The organism is Citrobacter sp. RHBSTW-01013 (genome assembly GCF_013781985.1).
In the GTDB taxonomy this organism is placed as follows: Bacteria; Pseudomonadota; Gammaproteobacteria; order Enterobacterales; family Enterobacteriaceae; genus Citrobacter; species Citrobacter braakii.
On sequence record NZ_CP056185.1, the window covers coordinates 96,024 to 112,033 of the forward strand.

General features: G+C 51.6%; 19 protein-coding genes and 1 pseudogene. 6 read left to right on the forward strand and 14 right to left on the reverse strand.

The window, feature by feature from the left end; genetic code table 11:
- Positions 1-9: 9 nt before the first annotated feature.
- Genes spoT through gmk form a run of 3 tightly spaced genes read right to left on the reverse strand, consistent with a single transcriptional unit; the run spans position 10 to position 3,096 of the window.
- Positions 10-2,124, reverse strand: a complete 2,115-nt coding sequence (spoT, locus tag HV350_RS00465; RefSeq protein WP_003024038.1) for a bifunctional GTP diphosphokinase/guanosine-3',5'-bis pyrophosphate 3'-pyrophosphohydrolase — start codon at positions 2,122-2,124, stop codon at positions 10-12.
- Positions 2,125-2,142: 18 nt separating this feature from the next.
- On the reverse strand, positions 2,143-2,418 hold the full coding sequence (gene rpoZ / locus HV350_RS00470; RefSeq protein WP_000135058.1) for a DNA-directed RNA polymerase subunit omega: 276 nt from the start codon (positions 2,416-2,418) through the stop codon (positions 2,143-2,145).
- 54 nt (positions 2,419-2,472) lie between these two features.
- Positions 2,473-3,096, reverse strand: coding sequence for a guanylate kinase (gmk, locus tag HV350_RS00475; protein ID WP_019078035.1), 624 nt, complete (start codon positions 3,094-3,096; stop codon positions 2,473-2,475).
- A gap of 261 nt (positions 3,097-3,357) precedes the next feature.
- On the opposite strand from gmk, the gene ligB reads away from it, so the two are divergent.
- On the forward strand, positions 3,358-5,037 hold the full coding sequence (gene ligB / locus HV350_RS00480) for an NAD-dependent DNA ligase LigB (RefSeq protein WP_181629588.1): 1,680 nt from the start codon (positions 3,358-3,360) through the stop codon (positions 5,035-5,037).
- On the opposite strand, the gene HV350_RS00485 is transcribed toward ligB, so the two are convergent.
- Positions 5,034-5,651: a trimeric intracellular cation channel family protein gene (locus tag HV350_RS00485; RefSeq protein ID WP_003024049.1), complete on the reverse strand. Its 618-nt coding sequence runs from the start codon at positions 5,649-5,651 to the stop codon at positions 5,034-5,036. The two genes, ligB and HV350_RS00485, sit on opposite strands and share 4 nt — an antisense overlap.
- A gap of 802 nt (positions 5,652-6,453) precedes the next feature.
- On the opposite strand from HV350_RS00485, the gene HV350_RS26570 reads away from it, so the two are divergent.
- Entirely contained in the window at positions 6,454-6,894 is a 441-nt protein-coding gene (locus HV350_RS26570) for a hypothetical protein (protein WP_019078037.1), read from the forward strand.
- A gap of 266 nt (positions 6,895-7,160) precedes the next feature.
- Here HV350_RS26570 and HV350_RS00495 read toward each other — a convergent pair whose 3' ends face one another.
- The 6 genes from HV350_RS00495 to HV350_RS00520 all read right to left on the reverse strand — a co-directional run bounded on the left by HV350_RS00495 (position 7,161) and on the right by HV350_RS00520 (position 9,980).
- Positions 7,161-7,442 carry a hypothetical protein gene (locus tag HV350_RS00495; protein WP_181629590.1) on the reverse strand — a complete coding sequence of 94 codons (282 nt, stop codon included), beginning with the start codon at positions 7,440-7,442 and terminating at the stop codon, positions 7,161-7,163.
- 119 nt (positions 7,443-7,561) lie between these two features.
- The gene (locus HV350_RS00500) at positions 7,562-7,768 is read right to left on the reverse strand and encodes a hypothetical protein (RefSeq protein WP_044071072.1); all 207 of its coding nucleotides are present in this window, start codon (positions 7,766-7,768) and stop codon (positions 7,562-7,564) included.
- Positions 7,765-8,157, reverse strand: a complete 393-nt coding sequence (locus HV350_RS00505) for a hypothetical protein (RefSeq protein WP_227449444.1) — start codon at positions 8,155-8,157, stop codon at positions 7,765-7,767. Before HV350_RS00505 ends, HV350_RS00500 begins: the two co-directional genes overlap by 4 nt.
- Before the next feature lie 333 nt (positions 8,158-8,490).
- Complete coding sequence (locus HV350_RS00510) at positions 8,491-8,655, reverse strand: hypothetical protein (RefSeq protein ID WP_161784579.1); 165 nt, start codon at positions 8,653-8,655, stop codon at positions 8,491-8,493.
- On the reverse strand, positions 8,642-9,085 hold the full coding sequence (locus HV350_RS00515) for a DUF5681 domain-containing protein (RefSeq protein ID WP_052138039.1): 444 nt from the start codon (positions 9,083-9,085) through the stop codon (positions 8,642-8,644). The genes HV350_RS00510 and HV350_RS00515 overlap by 14 nt, the downstream gene beginning before the upstream one ends.
- Before the next feature lie 277 nt (positions 9,086-9,362).
- Positions 9,363-9,980, reverse strand: a complete 618-nt coding sequence (locus tag HV350_RS00520; protein WP_181629592.1) for a hypothetical protein — start codon at positions 9,978-9,980, stop codon at positions 9,363-9,365.
- A gap of 165 nt (positions 9,981-10,145) precedes the next feature.
- Here HV350_RS00520 and HV350_RS00525 point away from each other — a divergent pair, with 165 nt between their 5' ends.
- Entirely contained in the window at positions 10,146-11,126 is a 981-nt protein-coding gene (locus HV350_RS00525; protein WP_000019450.1) for an IS5-like element ISKpn26 family transposase, read from the forward strand.
- A 316-nt stretch (positions 11,127-11,442) separates the two neighbouring features.
- Here HV350_RS00525 and HV350_RS00530 read toward each other — a convergent pair whose 3' ends face one another.
- Positions 11,443-11,943, reverse strand: coding sequence for a non-heme ferritin-like protein (locus tag HV350_RS00530; protein ID WP_001752509.1), 501 nt, complete (start codon positions 11,941-11,943; stop codon positions 11,443-11,445).
- Positions 11,944-12,269: 326 nt separating this feature from the next.
- Positions 12,270-12,974 (reverse strand): IS6-like element IS26 family transposase, encoded by a 705-nt coding sequence (locus HV350_RS00535; RefSeq protein ID WP_001067855.1) that lies wholly within the window; start codon positions 12,972-12,974, stop codon positions 12,270-12,272.
- Positions 12,975-13,034: 60 nt separating this feature from the next.
- Here HV350_RS00535 and HV350_RS00540 point away from each other — a divergent pair.
- The 3 genes and pseudogenes from HV350_RS00540 to HV350_RS00550 all read left to right on the forward strand — a co-directional run.
- Positions 13,035-13,301: pseudogene (locus HV350_RS00540) on the forward strand (Tn3 family transposase); the annotation flags it as partial.
- Positions 13,302-13,430: 129 nt separating this feature from the next.
- Positions 13,431-13,706: a DM13 domain-containing protein gene (locus tag HV350_RS00545; RefSeq protein WP_242501607.1), complete on the forward strand. Its 276-nt coding sequence runs from the start codon at positions 13,431-13,433 to the stop codon at positions 13,704-13,706.
- On the forward strand, positions 13,694-14,965 hold the full coding sequence (locus tag HV350_RS00550; RefSeq protein WP_004357638.1) for an MFS transporter: 1,272 nt from the start codon (positions 13,694-13,696) through the stop codon (positions 14,963-14,965). The genes HV350_RS00545 and HV350_RS00550 overlap by 13 nt, the downstream gene beginning before the upstream one ends.
- Before the next feature lie 30 nt (positions 14,966-14,995).
- On the opposite strand, the gene HV350_RS00555 is transcribed toward HV350_RS00550, so the two are convergent.
- Together HV350_RS00555 and HV350_RS00560 are read right to left on the reverse strand one after the other, a co-directional pair.
- Positions 14,996-15,397: a RidA family protein gene (locus HV350_RS00555; protein WP_004099044.1), complete on the reverse strand. Its 402-nt coding sequence runs from the start codon at positions 15,395-15,397 to the stop codon at positions 14,996-14,998.
- Positions 15,398-15,503: 106 nt separating this feature from the next.
- Entirely contained in the window at positions 15,504-15,953 is a 450-nt protein-coding gene (locus HV350_RS00560) for a hypothetical protein (protein WP_004099042.1), read from the reverse strand.
- Positions 15,954-16,010: the final 57 nt, after the last annotated feature.

A 16,010-nucleotide genomic window follows, 5' to 3' on the forward strand; every position in this document is an offset into this window, starting at 1 on the left:
AAACGTGTTCTAGTTACGGTTACGGGTGACTTTTATCACGTCCGGCATGACGCGGATTTTGCGCATGATATTCGCCAAGTGCACGCGATCGCGAGCGGTCAGGCGAATAAAGGCGCTATAGACGCGGCCATCTTTCTCTTCCGTATTCAGACTTTGAATGTTGGAGGTGGTCGTGTTGATTGCCGCCGTCAGGTTCGCCAGAGCACCCTGGTGGTTAAACATATCCACCTTAATCTCGGTAATGAACTCCTGCTCTGTCTCTTTATCCCATTCCACCGCCATAAACTTCTCTGGCTCTTTTTGATAGCCACGAATGTTACGGCAGGATTCATGGTGAATCACCAGACCTTTACCCGGGCTGACGTGGGCAATGATTGGATCGCCAGGAATCGGACGACAGCATTTCGCGAAGGTGATCAGCACGCCATCTGCGCCTTTGATCGGCAGATGACCGTGGCCAGATTGCGCTGGCACGTTTGCCGTTGCTTCGCCCTGCTGGAGGTTTTTCGCTACCACCACGCTCATGGCGTTACCCAGACCGATTTCCGCGAGCAGATCGTCAAGCGTGGCGAGCTTCATGCGCTCAAGCTCACGCTGGATGCTCTCTGGCGGGATCTCAGCCAGTTTACGGCTACCGCCTAAGGCATGGTTGAGCAGTCGACGACCCAGACTGACGGAATCATCGCGCTTGAGGTTTTTCAGCAGTTGGCGAATTTTGGCGCGCGCTTTCGAACTGACGACGAAGTTGAGCCACGCTGCATTCGGACGGGCGCCCGGAGCGGTAATAATCTCAACGGTCTGGCCGCTAAAGAGCGGCTGCGAAAGCGGGTAAGGTTGTCTGTCGACGCGTGCGCCGACGCAGGCGTGACCGATATCGGTATGCACGGCGTAGGCGAAGTCGACAGGCGTTGCACCGGCAGGCAGTTCGACAATGCGCCCTTCCGGTGTGAAAACATAAATCTCATCCGGGAAGAGATCAGATTTGACGCTTTCAATAAATTCAAACGAGCTACCGGCGCTCTGCTGCAGTTCCAGCAGACTTTGCATCCAGCGTTGAGCGCGGATTTGTGCGGTGGTGCTGCTTTCGCCGCCGTGCTCTTTGTAAGCCCAGTGCGCTGCTACACCCATCTCTGCCATCTGGTCCATGTCTTCGGTACGAATCTGTACTTCAACCGGGACGCCGTGAGGGCCGATCATTGAGGTGTGCAAAGACTGATATCCGTTCGCTTTCGGAATGGCGATATAGTCTTTCACGCGACCAGGACGAGGTTTGTACAGGCTGTGCATCTGGCCGAGTACGCGATAACAGGTATCGGAATCATGAACGATAACGCGAAAAGCGTAGATATCCATGATGGAGTGAAAACGCTGCTCTTTGAGCACCATTTTGCAGTAAATAGAGTACAGGTGCTTCTCGCGGCCACTTACGCGACACGGAATGCCTGCCTCCTGTAAACGCCCTTCGATTTCCGAGAGGATTTTTTGGATCATCTCTTTGCGGTTGCCACGAGCGGCTTTAACCACTTCTTTAATCACGCGATAGCGGTTCGGGTACAGCGCTTCAAAACCCAGCTCTTCCAGCTCGGTTTTAATGTGATGAATACCTAAACGGTGTGCCAGCGGACTATAGATTTCGAGGGTTTCACGGGCGATGCGGCGACGCTTGTCCGGGCGTAATGAGCCCAGCGTGCGCATATTGTGGGTACGGTCAGCGAGTTTGATGAGAATGACGCGGATATCCTGCACCATCGCCATAATCATCTTGCGAAAGTTTTCAGCTTGCGCCTCTTTCTTATCGCGAAACTTAAGCTTATCAAGTTTCGACACCCCTTCTACCAGTTCAGCAACGCTTTTACCAAAAAGCTGTTCCATGTCCTGGTAGGTGGCTGGGGTATCTTCAATCACGTCATGCAGCAGCGCAGCCATCAGCGTTTCATAGTCGAGTTTCATCTCGGCCAGAATGCAGGCTACCGCTACCGGGTGCGTGATATAGGGTTCACCGCTTGAACGTGTCTGGCCCTCGTGAGCGTCACGTGCAACGAGATACGCCTGCCGAAGACGCTTAATCTGGTCTTCCGGCAGGTAGTTTTGAATCAGTTGATTCAGGCTTTCAAACAGATACAAGGGCGACCCGCTTTGTGATTAACGACGACCTTCAGCAATAGCGGTAACGGCTTGTAATTCAGCGGCTTCCTGCTCTTGCTGTTCCTGGCGCTCACGCACGTCGAGGATCTGGTTGTTGATCAGACCTTCTTCGATTTCGCGCAGCGCGATAACGGTAGTTTTATCGTTTTCTTCCGGTACGAGCGGATCCTTTCCGCCTACCTGCATCTGACGAGCGCGACGCGCGGCGACCAGTACCAGGTCAAAACGGTTACCAATTTTCTCTACAGCGTCCTGAACAGTTACGCGTGCCATACTTAAAATGCTCCACAGGTGAAGAAATGACTGGGCATGATACTGAATGTGGGTTCAGTCTGCCAACAGTTTGCTGATTAAAGCGTCATGACGCTGCTTTTGGCGGCTCATGCGCAGACGTTCGGCGCGAATGATAGTTTTCAAATCGCCCAGGGCGGTATCGAAATCATCATTCACAATAAGATAATCATATTCGGCGTAATGGCTCATTTCTGCAACAGCTTGCGCCATACGTTTTGCAATCACGTCTTCGCTATCCTGACCGCGGCCACGAAGACGGCGATCCAGCTCAATCTTAGATGGCGGCAAAATAAAAATACTGCGCGCATGCGGCATTTTTTGACGAATCTGCTGCGCACCTTGCCAGTCGATATCTAAAAAGACGTCTACGCCGGATGCTAATACTTGCTCAATGGTCTCACGCGAGGTGCCGTAGTAATTACCGAAAACCTCAGCGTGTTCCAGGAACGCGTCTCTGCCAATCATGGTTCTGAATTCGTCATGGTTCACAAAAAAATAGTGTTCACCGTGCACTTCCCCCGGGCGCGGTGCGCGCGTGGTGTGCGAAACAGAAACCTGGGTGTCATACAACGGTTGGGTCTTTAATAAAGCCTGAATCAGGCTGGATTTACCCGCGCCACTGGGGGCAGAAACAATATAAAGCGTGCCTTGAGCCATGAGTATCTTAATGTATGTGATTGTCGAAAGAGAGCCTACATACGGGCTTATTATACACGTAGCCGCTATGTGACGTAGCCCTTGTCACACTTTTTGCGCATGTTTATTGCGTTTTGCGTACCAGTTTCCTGTTTTATCCGCGATTTGCAGCAATTCGTGCAAATGTCAGGAACGTTGCTCGCAGGATGATTTTTTGCCTCTCTGTTTCCATTTCAATTCGCGTTATACCTGCCGGGAAACGTATGGTTCAGCGGAGATAGCATGGGATTATGGAAATGCATAGGGCTGGTTTTGCTAATGTGGTATCTACCCTCATGGGCGGTATGCCCCGTCTGGTCGCCAGCCAGGGCACAAGAGGAAATTTCACGGCTACAGCAGCAGATAACACAGTGGAATAACAGTTACTGGAAACAAGGGGAAAGTGTCGTAGACGACGCTGTTTATGACCAGCTCAATGCGCAACTCATCCAGTGGCAGCGCTGTTTTGGCGATGAAGCCCCACCAGATCTATCTGCGCCCCCAATAAGTGGAACCGTCTCGCACACCGTTCCCCACACGGGAGTTCGAAAACTTGCCGATAAGCAAGCGCTACAACAATGGATGCATGCTCGTAGCGATCTCTGGGTGCAGCCGAAGGTGGATGGGGTGGCGGTCACGCTGGTTTATCGCAATGGAAATCTGATACGGGCGATTAGCCGTGGTAACGGTCTGAAAGGCGAAGACTGGACGCAAAAGGTTCTTCTGATCCCTTCCGTTCCACGTACTACCACCGGGCCGCTCTCTAACAGTACGTTGCAGGGGGAGATATTTTTGCAGCAACAAGGGCATATTCAGCAGCAGAGAGGGGGAATGAACGCCCGCTCAAAGGTTGCTGGAATGATGATGCGCCAGAGCAACCCGGAAATGTTACGTTCGCTGGCTATTTTTATCTGGGCCTGGCCTGATGGTCCAGTTGCCATGTCGGAAAGACTTGAGCAACTCACTGCTGCCGGGTTCAGTTTCACGCAACGATATACTCAGGCCGTGAAGAGTGTGGATGACGTCGAGCAGGCGCGCGCCAGGTGGTGGACTTCAGCGTTACCTTTTGTGACGGATGGTGTGGTGGTGCGAACGGGAAAAGAACCGCGGGCGCAATACTGGCTACCCGGACAGGGAGACTGGCTGGCAGCGTGGAAATATCCTCCCGTGGCCAGGGTATCTGAGGTGACGGGTATTCAGTTTTCCGTTGGCAAAAGCGGGAAAATTGCGGTGGTTGCATTGCTGGTCCCCGTCATGCTGGATGATAAGCGGGTGCAGCGCGTCAATATTGGCTCAGTACGGCGCTGGAATGAATGGGATATTGCGTCTGGCGATCAGATTCTGATAAGTCTGGCCGGACAGGGGATTCCCCGTATAGATGAGGTGGTCTGGCGCAGCACCCAGCGTAACAAGCCAGCACCACCTGAGGGGCGCTTCAATTCACTAACTTGTTTTTATGCCACAGCGGAGTGTCAGGAACAGTTTGTTGCCAGGCTCGTCTGGCTGGGGGCCAAAGATGTGTTAGGGCTGGAGGGTATGGGCGAGGCGGGATGGCGGGAGCTACATCAGACGTATCGCTTTGAACATATCTTTTCCTGGCTTGGATTAACGCAGGAGCAGCTACAGTCCACATTTGGCGTGAACAAAGGGGGGAAGCTGTGGCATCAGTTCAATCTGTCACGCCATCTTCCATTTACGCGCTGGGTGATTGCCATGGGAATACCGTTAACACAGGCAACGTTGAATGCCAGTCGGGATGGATCGTGGCAGCAGTTACGGGAGCGCAGTGAACAAAGCTGGCGGCAACTTCCTTTCATGGGGGAGCGACGGGCACGACAGGTTATTCAGTGGCTGGAGGATAAAGAGATCACAGCGCTGAGCAACTGGTTAGCTGCTCAGCGGATCACGGGTTTTATGCCTTAATGGCCTTCATGGCGATAGTAAAATACCGGCAGCCCCAACTTCAGGCGTAGCGCCAGCAGTCGGGCGGTAAAGCCAAAGAGCAGGGTAGAGATCACCACCACATCGTGGCTGGAGACATAATGTTGCAGCACGATATACAGCACAGCAGCGGCAAATGAAACGCCGGCATACAGTTCTTTCTGGAATACTAACGGGATGCGTTTGCAGAACATGTCACGTAATACACCACCAAAGACCCCGGTAGTGACCGCAGCGACCACGGCAATAATCGGTCCATGACCCATATCCAGTGCCACCTGGGCACCAATAATAGAAAAGACCACCAGGCCCAGCGCATCCAGGACGAGGAATATTTTACGCAGATAGGGCATGACGGGGGCAATAATGGTGGTGAGTACCGCAGCGGTCGCCACGATAATGACGTATTCAGGGTGCTTTACCCAGCCGAGCGGATAGTGGCCGAGAAGAATGTCGCGTACCGAGCCGCCGCCAATGGCCGTCGCGGTGGCAATGATAATGACGCCAAATGTATCCATACGGCGACGCCCAGCCGCAAGCGCACCGGTCATGGCTTCGGCAGTAATACCAATTAAATATAAAACGTGTAACAGCATGTATTCCCCCCTGATTTGCTGGGGCTAAGGTTAACGATTTGTGCGCATTGTCACGATTGAGATTTTCTAAGGTGAAGCGATTTTAATAACTACAGCTAATGTGATTTTGCTGTAAATGCGTTATGGCATGCGCTTTACTTTATGAATAGTGACAATAAATGATGAGAAAATATAATTCGAACTGGATGGGTCACAACCGAAGTGTTGGGAAAAACACGTAGCCCCGTCGTTTATGGGTGGGCTACGTATCATATTTCACCCAAACTATCACCCTCGACCACTGGACAAATTGACACTCCGGTTCGTATTTCAGTCATACCTTGAATGTTGCAGCGAGAGATTAGTAGGTGTGGTATGTGCTTTGGTGCGCTGCAAAAATGATATTTCTTAGAACCACTACACTCCAGATGTCATTGGGGAAGTTATTCTGAGTAAAGTCTGATATTCAGCGGCTTCTATTCTGAAAAATGACTTCCTCAGCTATCGCTTCTATGTGGATGGGTGCATTTACAGCAAAATCTTCAGCATTTAGTGCGTTGGAATGCTAGGTATGAGCGTAAGAGAAGAAATTCAGGATGGCAGAGAGGCTGGAAATTTAAGAAGCGGGATAATATACACCGAAGTTTTGGGGTGGATAGATATGGGACATGCTCGAGGAGATGATGTCAGAAAGTTACTCTCGGATATGCACCAAGGCGAGCATTCATGAGAACAGTGATACCTTACAGCGATTTTAGTTCTGGTAACGTTAAAATAGTTTCCAGAGATGGAACGGTCGTTAACTGGTAAAAAAGGGAAACATATGAAACAGGCAGTCATAATAGTGCTGATGGTAATAGCTATATGCAGCTCTTATTTCTGGCCTAATATTAAAATGAGACTTGCAGGTAACGCACAATATACAGAGTTTGATAAAGCCAAATATGATTATTACACTCCCCAAGTTTTAAAAAAAATGCCGAGAATATCCCAAGTGTATGACTTTAATTATACGAACATTTCTGGTCCTAAGGCTGATGTATGGAGTGTGACGTTCCATGATACCAGGGATACGGGGAGGATTAGTAAGTATCTCTCAATGGCGGGCTATGAAAAACAGGTAAAATGCGATGTTGAGGCAGAATGCTGGCGCCTCAGGGGATCCGATGAAGTACTGACAGTCGTGAATATGAACAGCAGTAATGCTGTTCGGGTTGATATTCTGAAGAGTATTTATAACGACAAATATATGCCAGATAAATAAGTATTCAATTTTATATCAATCAGCACTTACTGGCGGTACGGATAGCCTGCATTGAGCAGGCTATCTAGTACGTTACGATAGCATAGGCATGGTACGCAAAATTACTCGATATTCTGAATTTGAATATTGAATTGTGGGTTATATGTATTGATATTTAAATGATTTTTGTTTTTCTGGTTTTGCTTGTGTACACGTAGGGGTACATGGATTTACAGGGATTACAATTTTTATTGTGTGATTTATGATCAATTGTAATTTTGTGTAAGTCACGCCGTGATCTTCATTAAAACATTATCAACAAAAACCCATTCGGGGTGAGAGGTGGGCGCTGGCATTTTTGTTTTACGTTCGCGCCGTGGATCTGCGATTTCAAATGCTGTCGTCATAAAGCGATAAGTCGCCGCCTCAGCCCATGCCTGGGTAAAGCCATACCGTCGTAGCTCATGTATTAGCGCCTCTTCATCAAGATCCAACGCGTAAACCTCTTCAGCAATAGCGGCGGCAATCTGTAGGCGGGTGCTGTTGGGCAAGCGGTTCACATTCAGCATGACAGGCTCCATCAGGTCAAAAGAAACCGCCTTTCGGCGGCGCTTGGCAGTGAGGGAAGGTTACGGGCAGATAAGCATCAGGTAGCAGTACAGCATCACACAGAGCGCATATGCCTCAGTCATGATTTCCCCGCATAGAACCGGGCATTAAATGCCTTTTGGTTCATCGGCTCGTTACTGTCGGTCTTACTGACACCATCTGTTTTGGTGACGCGGCCAGCGTAAAAATTTTTGTTAAATTCGGCCTGACCAGTACCGCCAAAGATATTGCCTTCACGCGCTTCACGCGCCTTTCTCAATGCCGCCATTACAGATTCTTTGCTCATCGTGCGAACCCTCGTGTAATACTGGTGTAGCCTCGACCGGCTGCTTTGCTCAGTTCATTCAGGCCATTGGTCACAACATTCGATTCCCAACCGATAACCCCATTAATAGAGCGCGGCAACGGGAAGTTCCCGTCCCTGCTCCATTCCTTCAATTTGGCAGTGGTGAGTGCTTTGCCATATTGGCGCTGATATCTCACACAAACATCATCAGGGCTTACCAGAACCACCTTACTGAGACCCAACGGCGAGTGAAGCTCTTCGATTTGCTTCACATACCACCCATCACCCGCAGCGTACAGGCCGGATGGATGGCGCTTCTTCTCATTAGCCAAGCGGCGTTGTTCTGCTGCTTGCTTTTGTTCAATCAAAATTGTTTCTAACTCAGTCATTGGTGTCACCATTAAAATGTACTAGCGTGAGGGTACATTATACCAACCGTACTAGCTTGCTGGTACAATATTCACACCAAATAAGTGATTGTTTGGCACACCATCAAAGCGCAGCAGTAAGGAGCGCCTCGGCACTGGAAACAGTGTTCGGGGTTTTCTTTTACTGGTCGACGATGCTGTAGACTGGCGGGGAATCAATGCGGGGTTTGTGCTTCGTTCTTAGGCAGGCTGTAACGCCCTCTGGGGTTGATACGTCAATCTGGTAAAGGGGATGAATTAGCAAGCCCCTGCGACTGCGGGCGGCGTTCCGTTCGAGCGCCGATAACCGGTTTTCTATTTTAGCCATTGGTTTAAAAGCTCCTGTGCCGTTTGCCGCTGGTCTGCGGTCATCGTATTAATGCGCTGCTCGATCTCTTCGTCAGTCATTGCCCGAATACGCGCCAGCGCATTATCAGGCTGTCGCCGCTCCAGTTTGATAAGACGATCATTCATCTTCATGGTTTGAGTCCTCCAGCGCTGCCAGGCGGCGCTCCAGTTCATCAACCTCGATAATTTTGGCTGTATTGTTTACGGCGGTTATCAGCATTGCGCCCACATCAGGCGCTAACATCCCGGCCGCTACGGCGCGTAACACTGATTTTGCGGCATCAGCCAGGCTTGAATCATCCATCTCAAAGGCAACCGCTTCATATGATGCCTTTCGCACTGGCACTGTGCGCTCAAGTATCAGGCGGCAAGCTGTCATATCACCCTCAGCAGCAGCGTTAATTACCTGCGTAATAGCGTCGTCGCTACCTTCTTCGAGTTGCTTTCTTAGTACGCTTTCGCGCTTCGGCCTGCCTCCTGCGTTGCCGCTATGACCAGGCAGAAACCGACCTGTTTTACCTCTGTTCTCTGGCGCTGAGTTGGCCGGACTTGTGCTGTCCATGTTGATCACCATATCGCTTAAATATTGTGCTCATTTTACCAGCGTTAACCCCCGGTCGCTAACGCTCCCCGCTTGGCAGGCGATGGGGTGGTTTTCTCTTTCTTGGTGGGGGATAGGAAGTTGAATGAAAAGAGTGACAACAGGAGAGCTATAATAATTTAAGGTGAATATATTTAGGTCTGGTATATTCACTAGTCCACTTGCTTCGTAAAGTAACGTATTACTATAGCCCGCATTATGGGAATAACTTTCTCCATAATGCGGATGTGTTACCCAATTATTTTATGATTGCCTTGTCGAGTTTTTTGTTACCATTAAAAGTACAAAGGGCTTCATTATGAACTTTCATGCTGTATTTGTTTTCGGCGACAAATTTAAAATATACAGCGTACCCATTTAAATCATTTTTCATGTTTGTCTTTAGACTTCCGTAGTCAATATCCATTGTTTCTGGGAGTTTAAGCCGAGCGCTAACGTTACTGATACACTTGCTTTCAAGCCCACTTGTAAGCTCTTTCGCGGCCTTTTCTGCGGCCTCCGTTGCGATCTCTTCAGGTGTCTTAGGCTTTTCCGGAGCATTTACAACTGCCAGGACGACCATAGCAAATAAACAAAAAAAGATAATGCCAAATGCTATGGTGATTTTATCCTTCCTAGAGTATTTTACTTTCCCGCCACCATTAAAAAACTCTTTCTTTTCAGATTTATTTAGTTTTTTAAACTCGGAAAAGGGTATTGTTTTTGAGTCTTTTTCTGAATGGATGTGTGAGATTTCTTCTGAGGTGGATAACTGATTGCTTTCATGTGTGTCATTAATTTCAGCCATACAGTTCGGACATGTTTTATCCTTTTTGCCATATACATGGGCACATTTTTTACATATCAACTTAGCCATAAATAACCCTAACAATAAATAGAAAAAGTGCGAGCATTATAGCTGGTTGAAAAGAGCGGTTTAACCTGCTTAAGTCAACATTTCTCATCAAAGCTAAGGAAGGTGCGAACAAGTTCCTGATATGAGATCATCATATTCATCCGGAGCGCATCCCAGAGGGACATCATGAGCCATCAACTCACCTTCGCCGATAGTGAATTCAGCACTAAGCGCCGTCAGACCCGAAAAGAGATTTTCCTCTCCCGCATGGAGCAGATTCTGCCATGGCAGAATATGACCGCTGTCATCGAGCCGTTTTATCCCAAGGCGGGCAATGGCCGACGGCCCTATCCGCTGGAGACCATGCTGCGTATTCACTGCATGCAGCATTGGTACAACCTGAGCGACGGTGCCATGGAAGATGCCCTGTACGAAATCGCCTCCATGCGCCTGTTTGCCCGATTATCCCTGGATAGCGCCCTGCCGGATCGCACCACCATCATGAATTTCCGCCACCTGCTCGAGCAGCATCAACTGGCCCGTCAATTGTTCAAGACCATCAATCGCTGGCTGGCCGAAGCAGGCGTCATGATGACCCAAGGCACTTTGGTGGATGCCACCATCATTGAGGCACCCAGCTCTACCAAGAACAAAGAGCAGCAACGCGATCCGGAGATGCATCAGACCAAGAAAGGCAATCAGTGGCACTTTGGCATGAAGGCCCACATTGGTGTCGATGCCAAGAGTGGCCTGACCCACAGCCTGGTCACCACCGCGGCCAACGAGCATGACCTCAATCAGCTGGGTAATCTGCTTCATGGAGAGGAGCAATTTGTCTCAGCCGATGCCGGCTACCAAGGAGCGCCACAGCGCGAGGAGCTGGCCGAGGTGGATGTGGACTGGCTGATCGCCGAGCGTCCCGGCAGGGTAAAAACCTTGAAGCAGCATCCGCGCAAGAACAAAACGGCCATCAACATCGAATACATGAAAGCCAGCATCCGTGCCAGGGTGGAGCACCCGTTTCGCATCATCAAGCGGCAGTTCGGCTTCGTGAAAGCCAGATACAAGGGGCTGCTGAAAAACGATAACCAACTGGCGATGTTATTCACCCTGGCCAACCTGTTTCGGGTGGACCAAATGATACGTCAGTGGGAGAGATCTCAGTAAAAACCGGAAATAACGCCAGAAATGGTGGAAAAAATAGCCTAAATAGGCTGATTCGATGTGTTTGCGGGAAAAAAATCGGCCCAGATCCGCGAAATTTTAATCAGCGAGTCAGCTTGGGAAGAAATGACCTGCTTATTCGCACCTTCCTTAATATAAAGACACAAGCAGAGACATTTTTGGCACGATATAAAAACGCTAAGTTAAAAAATCACTATGACGTGTTGGGTATCAAATGTTCACTGGCATAAACCTCTGTTTCTGATGTAAAACAGATTTTCTGAGGAGGCGTAAAACCTCCTCGTACTGCGAAATTGATTTAGTGATAGCGATCGATCACGCCAACCAGATAGTGGTCGGTTTGCTGCATGTTGATGCCCGCTTTTTTAGCGCTGCGGACTTCATCCAGAATGATTTGCAACAGCGTCCCGTCCACGATTTCCTCTTTTCTGTATCGCTTCAGGAAGTTAATCGCTGACTTATCGTTTGCTGCCTGGGCGTCTTCCGTCAAAGAGGTCAGCGCATTAATGCGCTTCTGGTAATCGCTTACCGTCTGCTCAAACAGATCTTCCAGCGTGGAAAATTCACCGCACCGGGCGTGTTGCTCCTGTAACACCGGCGTGGCGCCGCTCTGTTTGATGTATTCGTACATGCGCATCATTTGCGTCACCGTATTTTGCGCCTGATGACGCAAAAATAGTGCGGTGCCATTAAGGCTATTCTCGCTGCACCTCTGGCTGAGCTGAAGATACAAATTTGAGGTATAAAACTCCTGATTCATTTGCGCATTCAGTTTTTGAACTATTCCGCTAGCGATCATAGGACTTCCTTATTTCTTGTCATCTCAGAAAACGGTCACTCTTCGAAAAAACAACCAGAATAAAAGCGATTCTTTCGCTTTTTTTATTGCGCCTGGTTACGCAGTCATATTCATTTTAAGTCGGGATGCTCCTTATTTAAATATCCAACCCTACTATCGCATTTCTATCTGGCATTATTCTGTGATGGTGTTTCGATATTCACACTCCCTGTGCCAATCCTTTCTTATCGACAGTAGGAAACTTCCTCCGGCTATTCTGCTGAACACGATTAGGGGCACTGTTGCAAAGTTAGCGATGAGGCAGCCTTTTGTCTTATTCAAAGGCCTTACATTTCAAAAACTCTGCTTACCAGGCGCATTTCGCCCAGGGGATCACCATAATAAAATGCTGAGGCCTGGCCTTTGCGTAGTGCACGCATCACCTCAATACCTTTGATGGTGGCGTAAGCCGTCTTCATGGATTTAAATCCCAGCGTGGCGCCGATTATCCGTTTCAGTTTGCCATGATCGCATTCAATCACGTTGTTCCGGTACTTAATCTGTCGGTGTTCAACGTCAGACGGGCACCGGCCTTCGCGTTTGAGCAGAGCAAGCGCGCGACCATAGGCGGGCGCTTTATCCGTGTTGATGAATCGCGGGATCTGCCACTTCTTCACGTTGTTGAGGATTTTACCCAGAAACCGGTATGCAGCTTTGCTGTTACGACGGGAGGAGAGATAAAAATCGACAGTGCGGCCCCGGCTGTCGACGGCCCGGTACAGATACGCCCAGCGGCCATTGACCTTCACGTAGGTTTCATCCATGTGCCACGGGCAAAGATCGGAAGGGTTACGCCAGTACCAGCGCAGCCGTTTTTCCATTTCAGGCGCATAACGCTGAACCCAGCGGTAAATCGTGGAGTGATCGACATTCACTCCGCGTTCAGCCAGCATCTCCTGCAGCTCACGGTAACTGATGCCGTATTTGCAGTACCAGCGTACGGCCCACAGAATGATGTCACGCTGAAAATGCCGGCCTTTGAATGGGTTCATGTGCAGCTCCATCAGCAAAAGGGGATGATAAGTTTATCACCACCGACTATTTGCAACAGTGCCCTCAAAAATGCGCTCCGTATCGGGAGGCAGGGGGAAATTCGCGATCGCACGACAGAGGGGCAGCACTACCGAATCGCTGGGCTCAATTTATTGACTGCGGTGATCATTTACTGGAATACCGTCCATCTTGGTCATGCCGTCACGGAGCGGCGGAACGAAGGGTTGGATGTTCCCCCTGAATTTCTTCCCCACATATCCCCATTGGGCTGGGCGCACATTCTACTGACTGGCGAATATCTTTGGCCCAAGGAACCGAAAGCTTAGGGTGTCATTTCGCCCTCAGCCGGAACCGACCCCCTCTACGCAGGGCGTCTGGCCCGCGATCTCAAAGGCAGCGACCTGCTTCACTGGGGGGAAGGCGAGATCCGGGTCTCGCGCGACCGTATCGCCCATATCGGGCGCCTCGCCCCTGGTCCCGACTACAAGCTCTACCTCGCACCACGTTTCGTCGACACGAAGGAGGCCTTTCTCCTAATCAAGGACAGATCAGTCCGCGTGGGCGATGTGAAGACGTTCAACGGCTTCATCGTCGAGGTGCCTGCCGGCATCGATGTCCGTGACTACAACACGGTCGTCATCTGGTGCGAAGCATTCGACCAGTTCATCAGTGCGGCAGAGTATCAACCCTCAAGTCAGGCCCGAGAACGAGCCCGGCGATGGATACCATGAGGTCGGCGGGCAAGCGCGGCCTCGTTCTCGCGCCGGTGGCGGCGCTGCTGCTGAGCGTCGCCGCTCTGCTGCTGGGCAATGGCCTGCTGAGCACGCTCCTGATCGTGAGAGCCGGCCATAAGGGGTTCTCGACCGGCGCGATCAGCGCGATGATGTCCTTCTATTTCGCGGGTTTCACGATCGGCGCGCTCGTGTTGCCACCGATCATCGTCTCCGTGGGACATGTCAGAACCTTCGCCGGCTTCGCGGCCATTGCCTCGATGACCGCCCTTCTCCATGTGGCGTTCGTGGAGCCGATCGCCTGGATGCCGCTTCGCCTGATTACCGGCTTCGCCTACGCGGGCATGATCCTCGCAACGGAGAGTTGGCTCAACGCCCACGCATTGCCATCCACACGCGGGCAGCTCCTGTCGATATTCGGAGTTGTCTCTATGGGCTCATGGGCAATCGGGCAGGCGTTACTCAACATCGCACCGCCCGCCGACGTGACATTGTTCCTCATCGTGTCGCTGCTGATATCAGCGGCGGTGGTTCCGATCACCTTGCTGCCCAGTCATCCGCCGGCCCAGGTGGAACAGGAATGGGTCGCGTTCAGGGACCTCGTCCTCGTATCACCTCTCGCTGCGGCTGGCGCTTTCCTGGCCGGCCTGGCTATCGGTGGTTTCTGGGGCATGGGCGCGAACTTCGCCCAGAGCATCGGCCTCGATGTGGGCGGTATCTCCGCCTTCATGGCTGCGGTTCTTGGTGGAACGCTCGCCTTCCATTGGCCACTCGGTTGGCTTTCGGATCGAGTGCCCCGGAATCTTGTCATCGCCGGTGCGGCGCTGGCGTCCGCAGCGTCTGCCATCGGCGTAGCGTTGGCGGTGGAAGCGCCTCTGCCGCTGCTCCTTGCGGCAGGTGCGCTGTTCGGCGGCTTTGGCATCCCGATTTATTCGTTGTGTCTCGCCGTCGCAAACGACGATCTTCCGGCCGGTCGGCTACTCGGCACCGCGCGCGGGCTTCTGTTGCTCAACGGGATCGGGACAGCCGCTGGCCCCCTAATAGGAGCAGCTGCAATGAATATCGTCGGCCCTGGCGGCCTGTTCCTTTATGCGGCGGCGTTGCTCACGCTCCTGGCAGTGCTGGCCATCGCCCGCAGGCAGCCGAGGCGCGCCAACCAGGCCAAGGCGGCCCCCCGTTCTCCGAGCACGCCGATGATAACCGGATCTCTCGATACGATGATATGCATGGAGAAGCGGGCGCAGGGCGTGCGGGATTAGCGCGGCACGGCGCCTGCACGAACCGCGGGGTCAGGCGATGATAGCTGTTACGCGAATTTCGATACGCATGGTTGGAAGCCCCAGCGCTTCGATTCCCAACTGCGTCCAGATTGGAGCGCGGTCGGGCATGTAGTGGCGATACAGCTTGGCCATTGTTTCGTTGATCACGGGAGGGAATCCACCGACGTGATAGGAATTGACGTGGACCACATGCGGCCAGCGTGCTCCGGCGGTCGCGAGCGTCCGTTCCACGTTCTTGAACGCCTGCTCGATCTCTTCCTCAATCGACTCCGGAATGACGAGATCGTCGTTCCATCCGCCCTGTCCGGAGATCTCCACGCGGTCACCAATGCGCATTGCCTGAGAATAATGAAGCGCGTCATGCAGGCGCGTCCCGTATCCGGGGGTGATGAAGAATGAAGGTGTTGTCATGAGTTTGCCTTTGATGAGCCAGGTCAACGCGGCTGCAAGTGACCGTATGCATGCAGAAAGAGATGCAGGGCGTTCGGCACTAGCGCGCCGGCTGCGGTGGAGGGCTTTATTCCACGTCTTCTACGGTGAGGTCCCGGCCGTTGAACTGCACGGTCTCCCCGGCTCGGGCACCCTCGATCGCTTCGAAGATCGGCGCCATCGTGGAAATGCCCATGAGCTCACGCCCCTGACAGGTAAACTTGCTCGTTGACACCGCGATCACAAAGTGGCGGCCGGACAGCTTGACGACAGCGCCTTCGTTGACGGCCAACTTGGGGCCGAAATCGATCGTCCTGAGCTTTTCGAGTTTATTGGCGTAGTCATGGAGCGTGTCATCGAGCGCTTCAGCGAAGTCGCTCGCGACCTCGGCCTGAGCTAGTTCGTCGTTTTCGATCGGTTCGCTCCGATCGAGCCGAGCGGTAGAGACATAGTCCAGGTAGTTTTCGCGAGCGCTGTGCAACGCTGCTGTCTCCAGCAAGAGCATAGTTTCTCGTATGTGGTCCTTGTTCCAGTCCATAATCACCTCCTAATTTTCGATGTTCTTAAAGTTCAGCCTGCAGATGTGTGGGCCAGG

Bases quoted from the DNA above. Each gene is read 5' to 3' on its own strand.
- HV350_RS00510 (WP_161784579.1), bottom strand. From the start codon at position 8,655: ATGAAGATGAATGATCGTCTTATCAAACTGGAGCGGCGACAGCCTGAT.
- HV350_RS00525 (WP_000019450.1), top strand. From the start codon at position 10,146: ATGAGCCATCAACTCACCTTCGCCGATAGTGAATTCAGCACTAAGCGC.
- HV350_RS00515 (WP_052138039.1), bottom strand. From the start codon at position 9,085: ATGGACAGCACAAGTCCGGCCAACTCAGCGCCAGAGAACAGAGGTAAA.
- HV350_RS00520 (WP_181629592.1), bottom strand. From the start codon at position 9,980: ATGGCTAAGTTGATATGTAAAAAATGTGCCCATGTATATGGCAAAAAG.
- HV350_RS00555 (WP_004099044.1), bottom strand. From the start codon at position 15,397: ATGACAACACCTTCATTCTTCATCACCCCCGGATACGGGACGCGCCTG.
- HV350_RS00500 (WP_044071072.1), bottom strand. From the start codon at position 7,768: ATGAGCAAAGAATCTGTAATGGCGGCATTGAGAAAGGCGCGTGAAGCG.
- HV350_RS00560 (WP_004099042.1), bottom strand. From the start codon at position 15,953: ATGGACTGGAACAAGGACCACATACGAGAAACTATGCTCTTGCTGGAG.
- HV350_RS00535 (WP_001067855.1), bottom strand. From the start codon at position 12,974: ATGAACCCATTCAAAGGCCGGCATTTTCAGCGTGACATCATTCTGTGG.
- HV350_RS00505 (WP_227449444.1), bottom strand. From the start codon at position 8,157: ATGACTGAGTTAGAAACAATTTTGATTGAACAAAAGCAAGCAGCAGAA.
- ligB (WP_181629588.1), top strand. From the start codon at position 3,358: ATGGGATTATGGAAATGCATAGGGCTGGTTTTGCTAATGTGGTATCTA.
- HV350_RS00495 (WP_181629590.1), bottom strand. From the start codon at position 7,442: ATGCTGAATGTGAACCGCTTGCCCAACAGCACCCGCCTACAGATTGCC.
- HV350_RS00485 (WP_003024049.1), bottom strand. From the start codon at position 5,651: ATGCTGTTACACGTTTTATATTTAATTGGTATTACTGCCGAAGCCATG.
- rpoZ (WP_000135058.1), bottom strand. From the start codon at position 2,418: ATGGCACGCGTAACTGTTCAGGACGCTGTAGAGAAAATTGGTAACCGT.
- HV350_RS00550 (WP_004357638.1), top strand. From the start codon at position 13,694: ATGGATACCATGAGGTCGGCGGGCAAGCGCGGCCTCGTTCTCGCGCCG.
- gmk (WP_019078035.1), bottom strand. From the start codon at position 3,096: ATGGCTCAAGGCACGCTTTATATTGTTTCTGCCCCCAGTGGCGCGGGT.
- HV350_RS26570 (WP_019078037.1), top strand. From the start codon at position 6,454: ATGAAACAGGCAGTCATAATAGTGCTGATGGTAATAGCTATATGCAGC.
- HV350_RS00530 (WP_001752509.1), bottom strand. From the start codon at position 11,943: ATGATCGCTAGCGGAATAGTTCAAAAACTGAATGCGCAAATGAATCAG.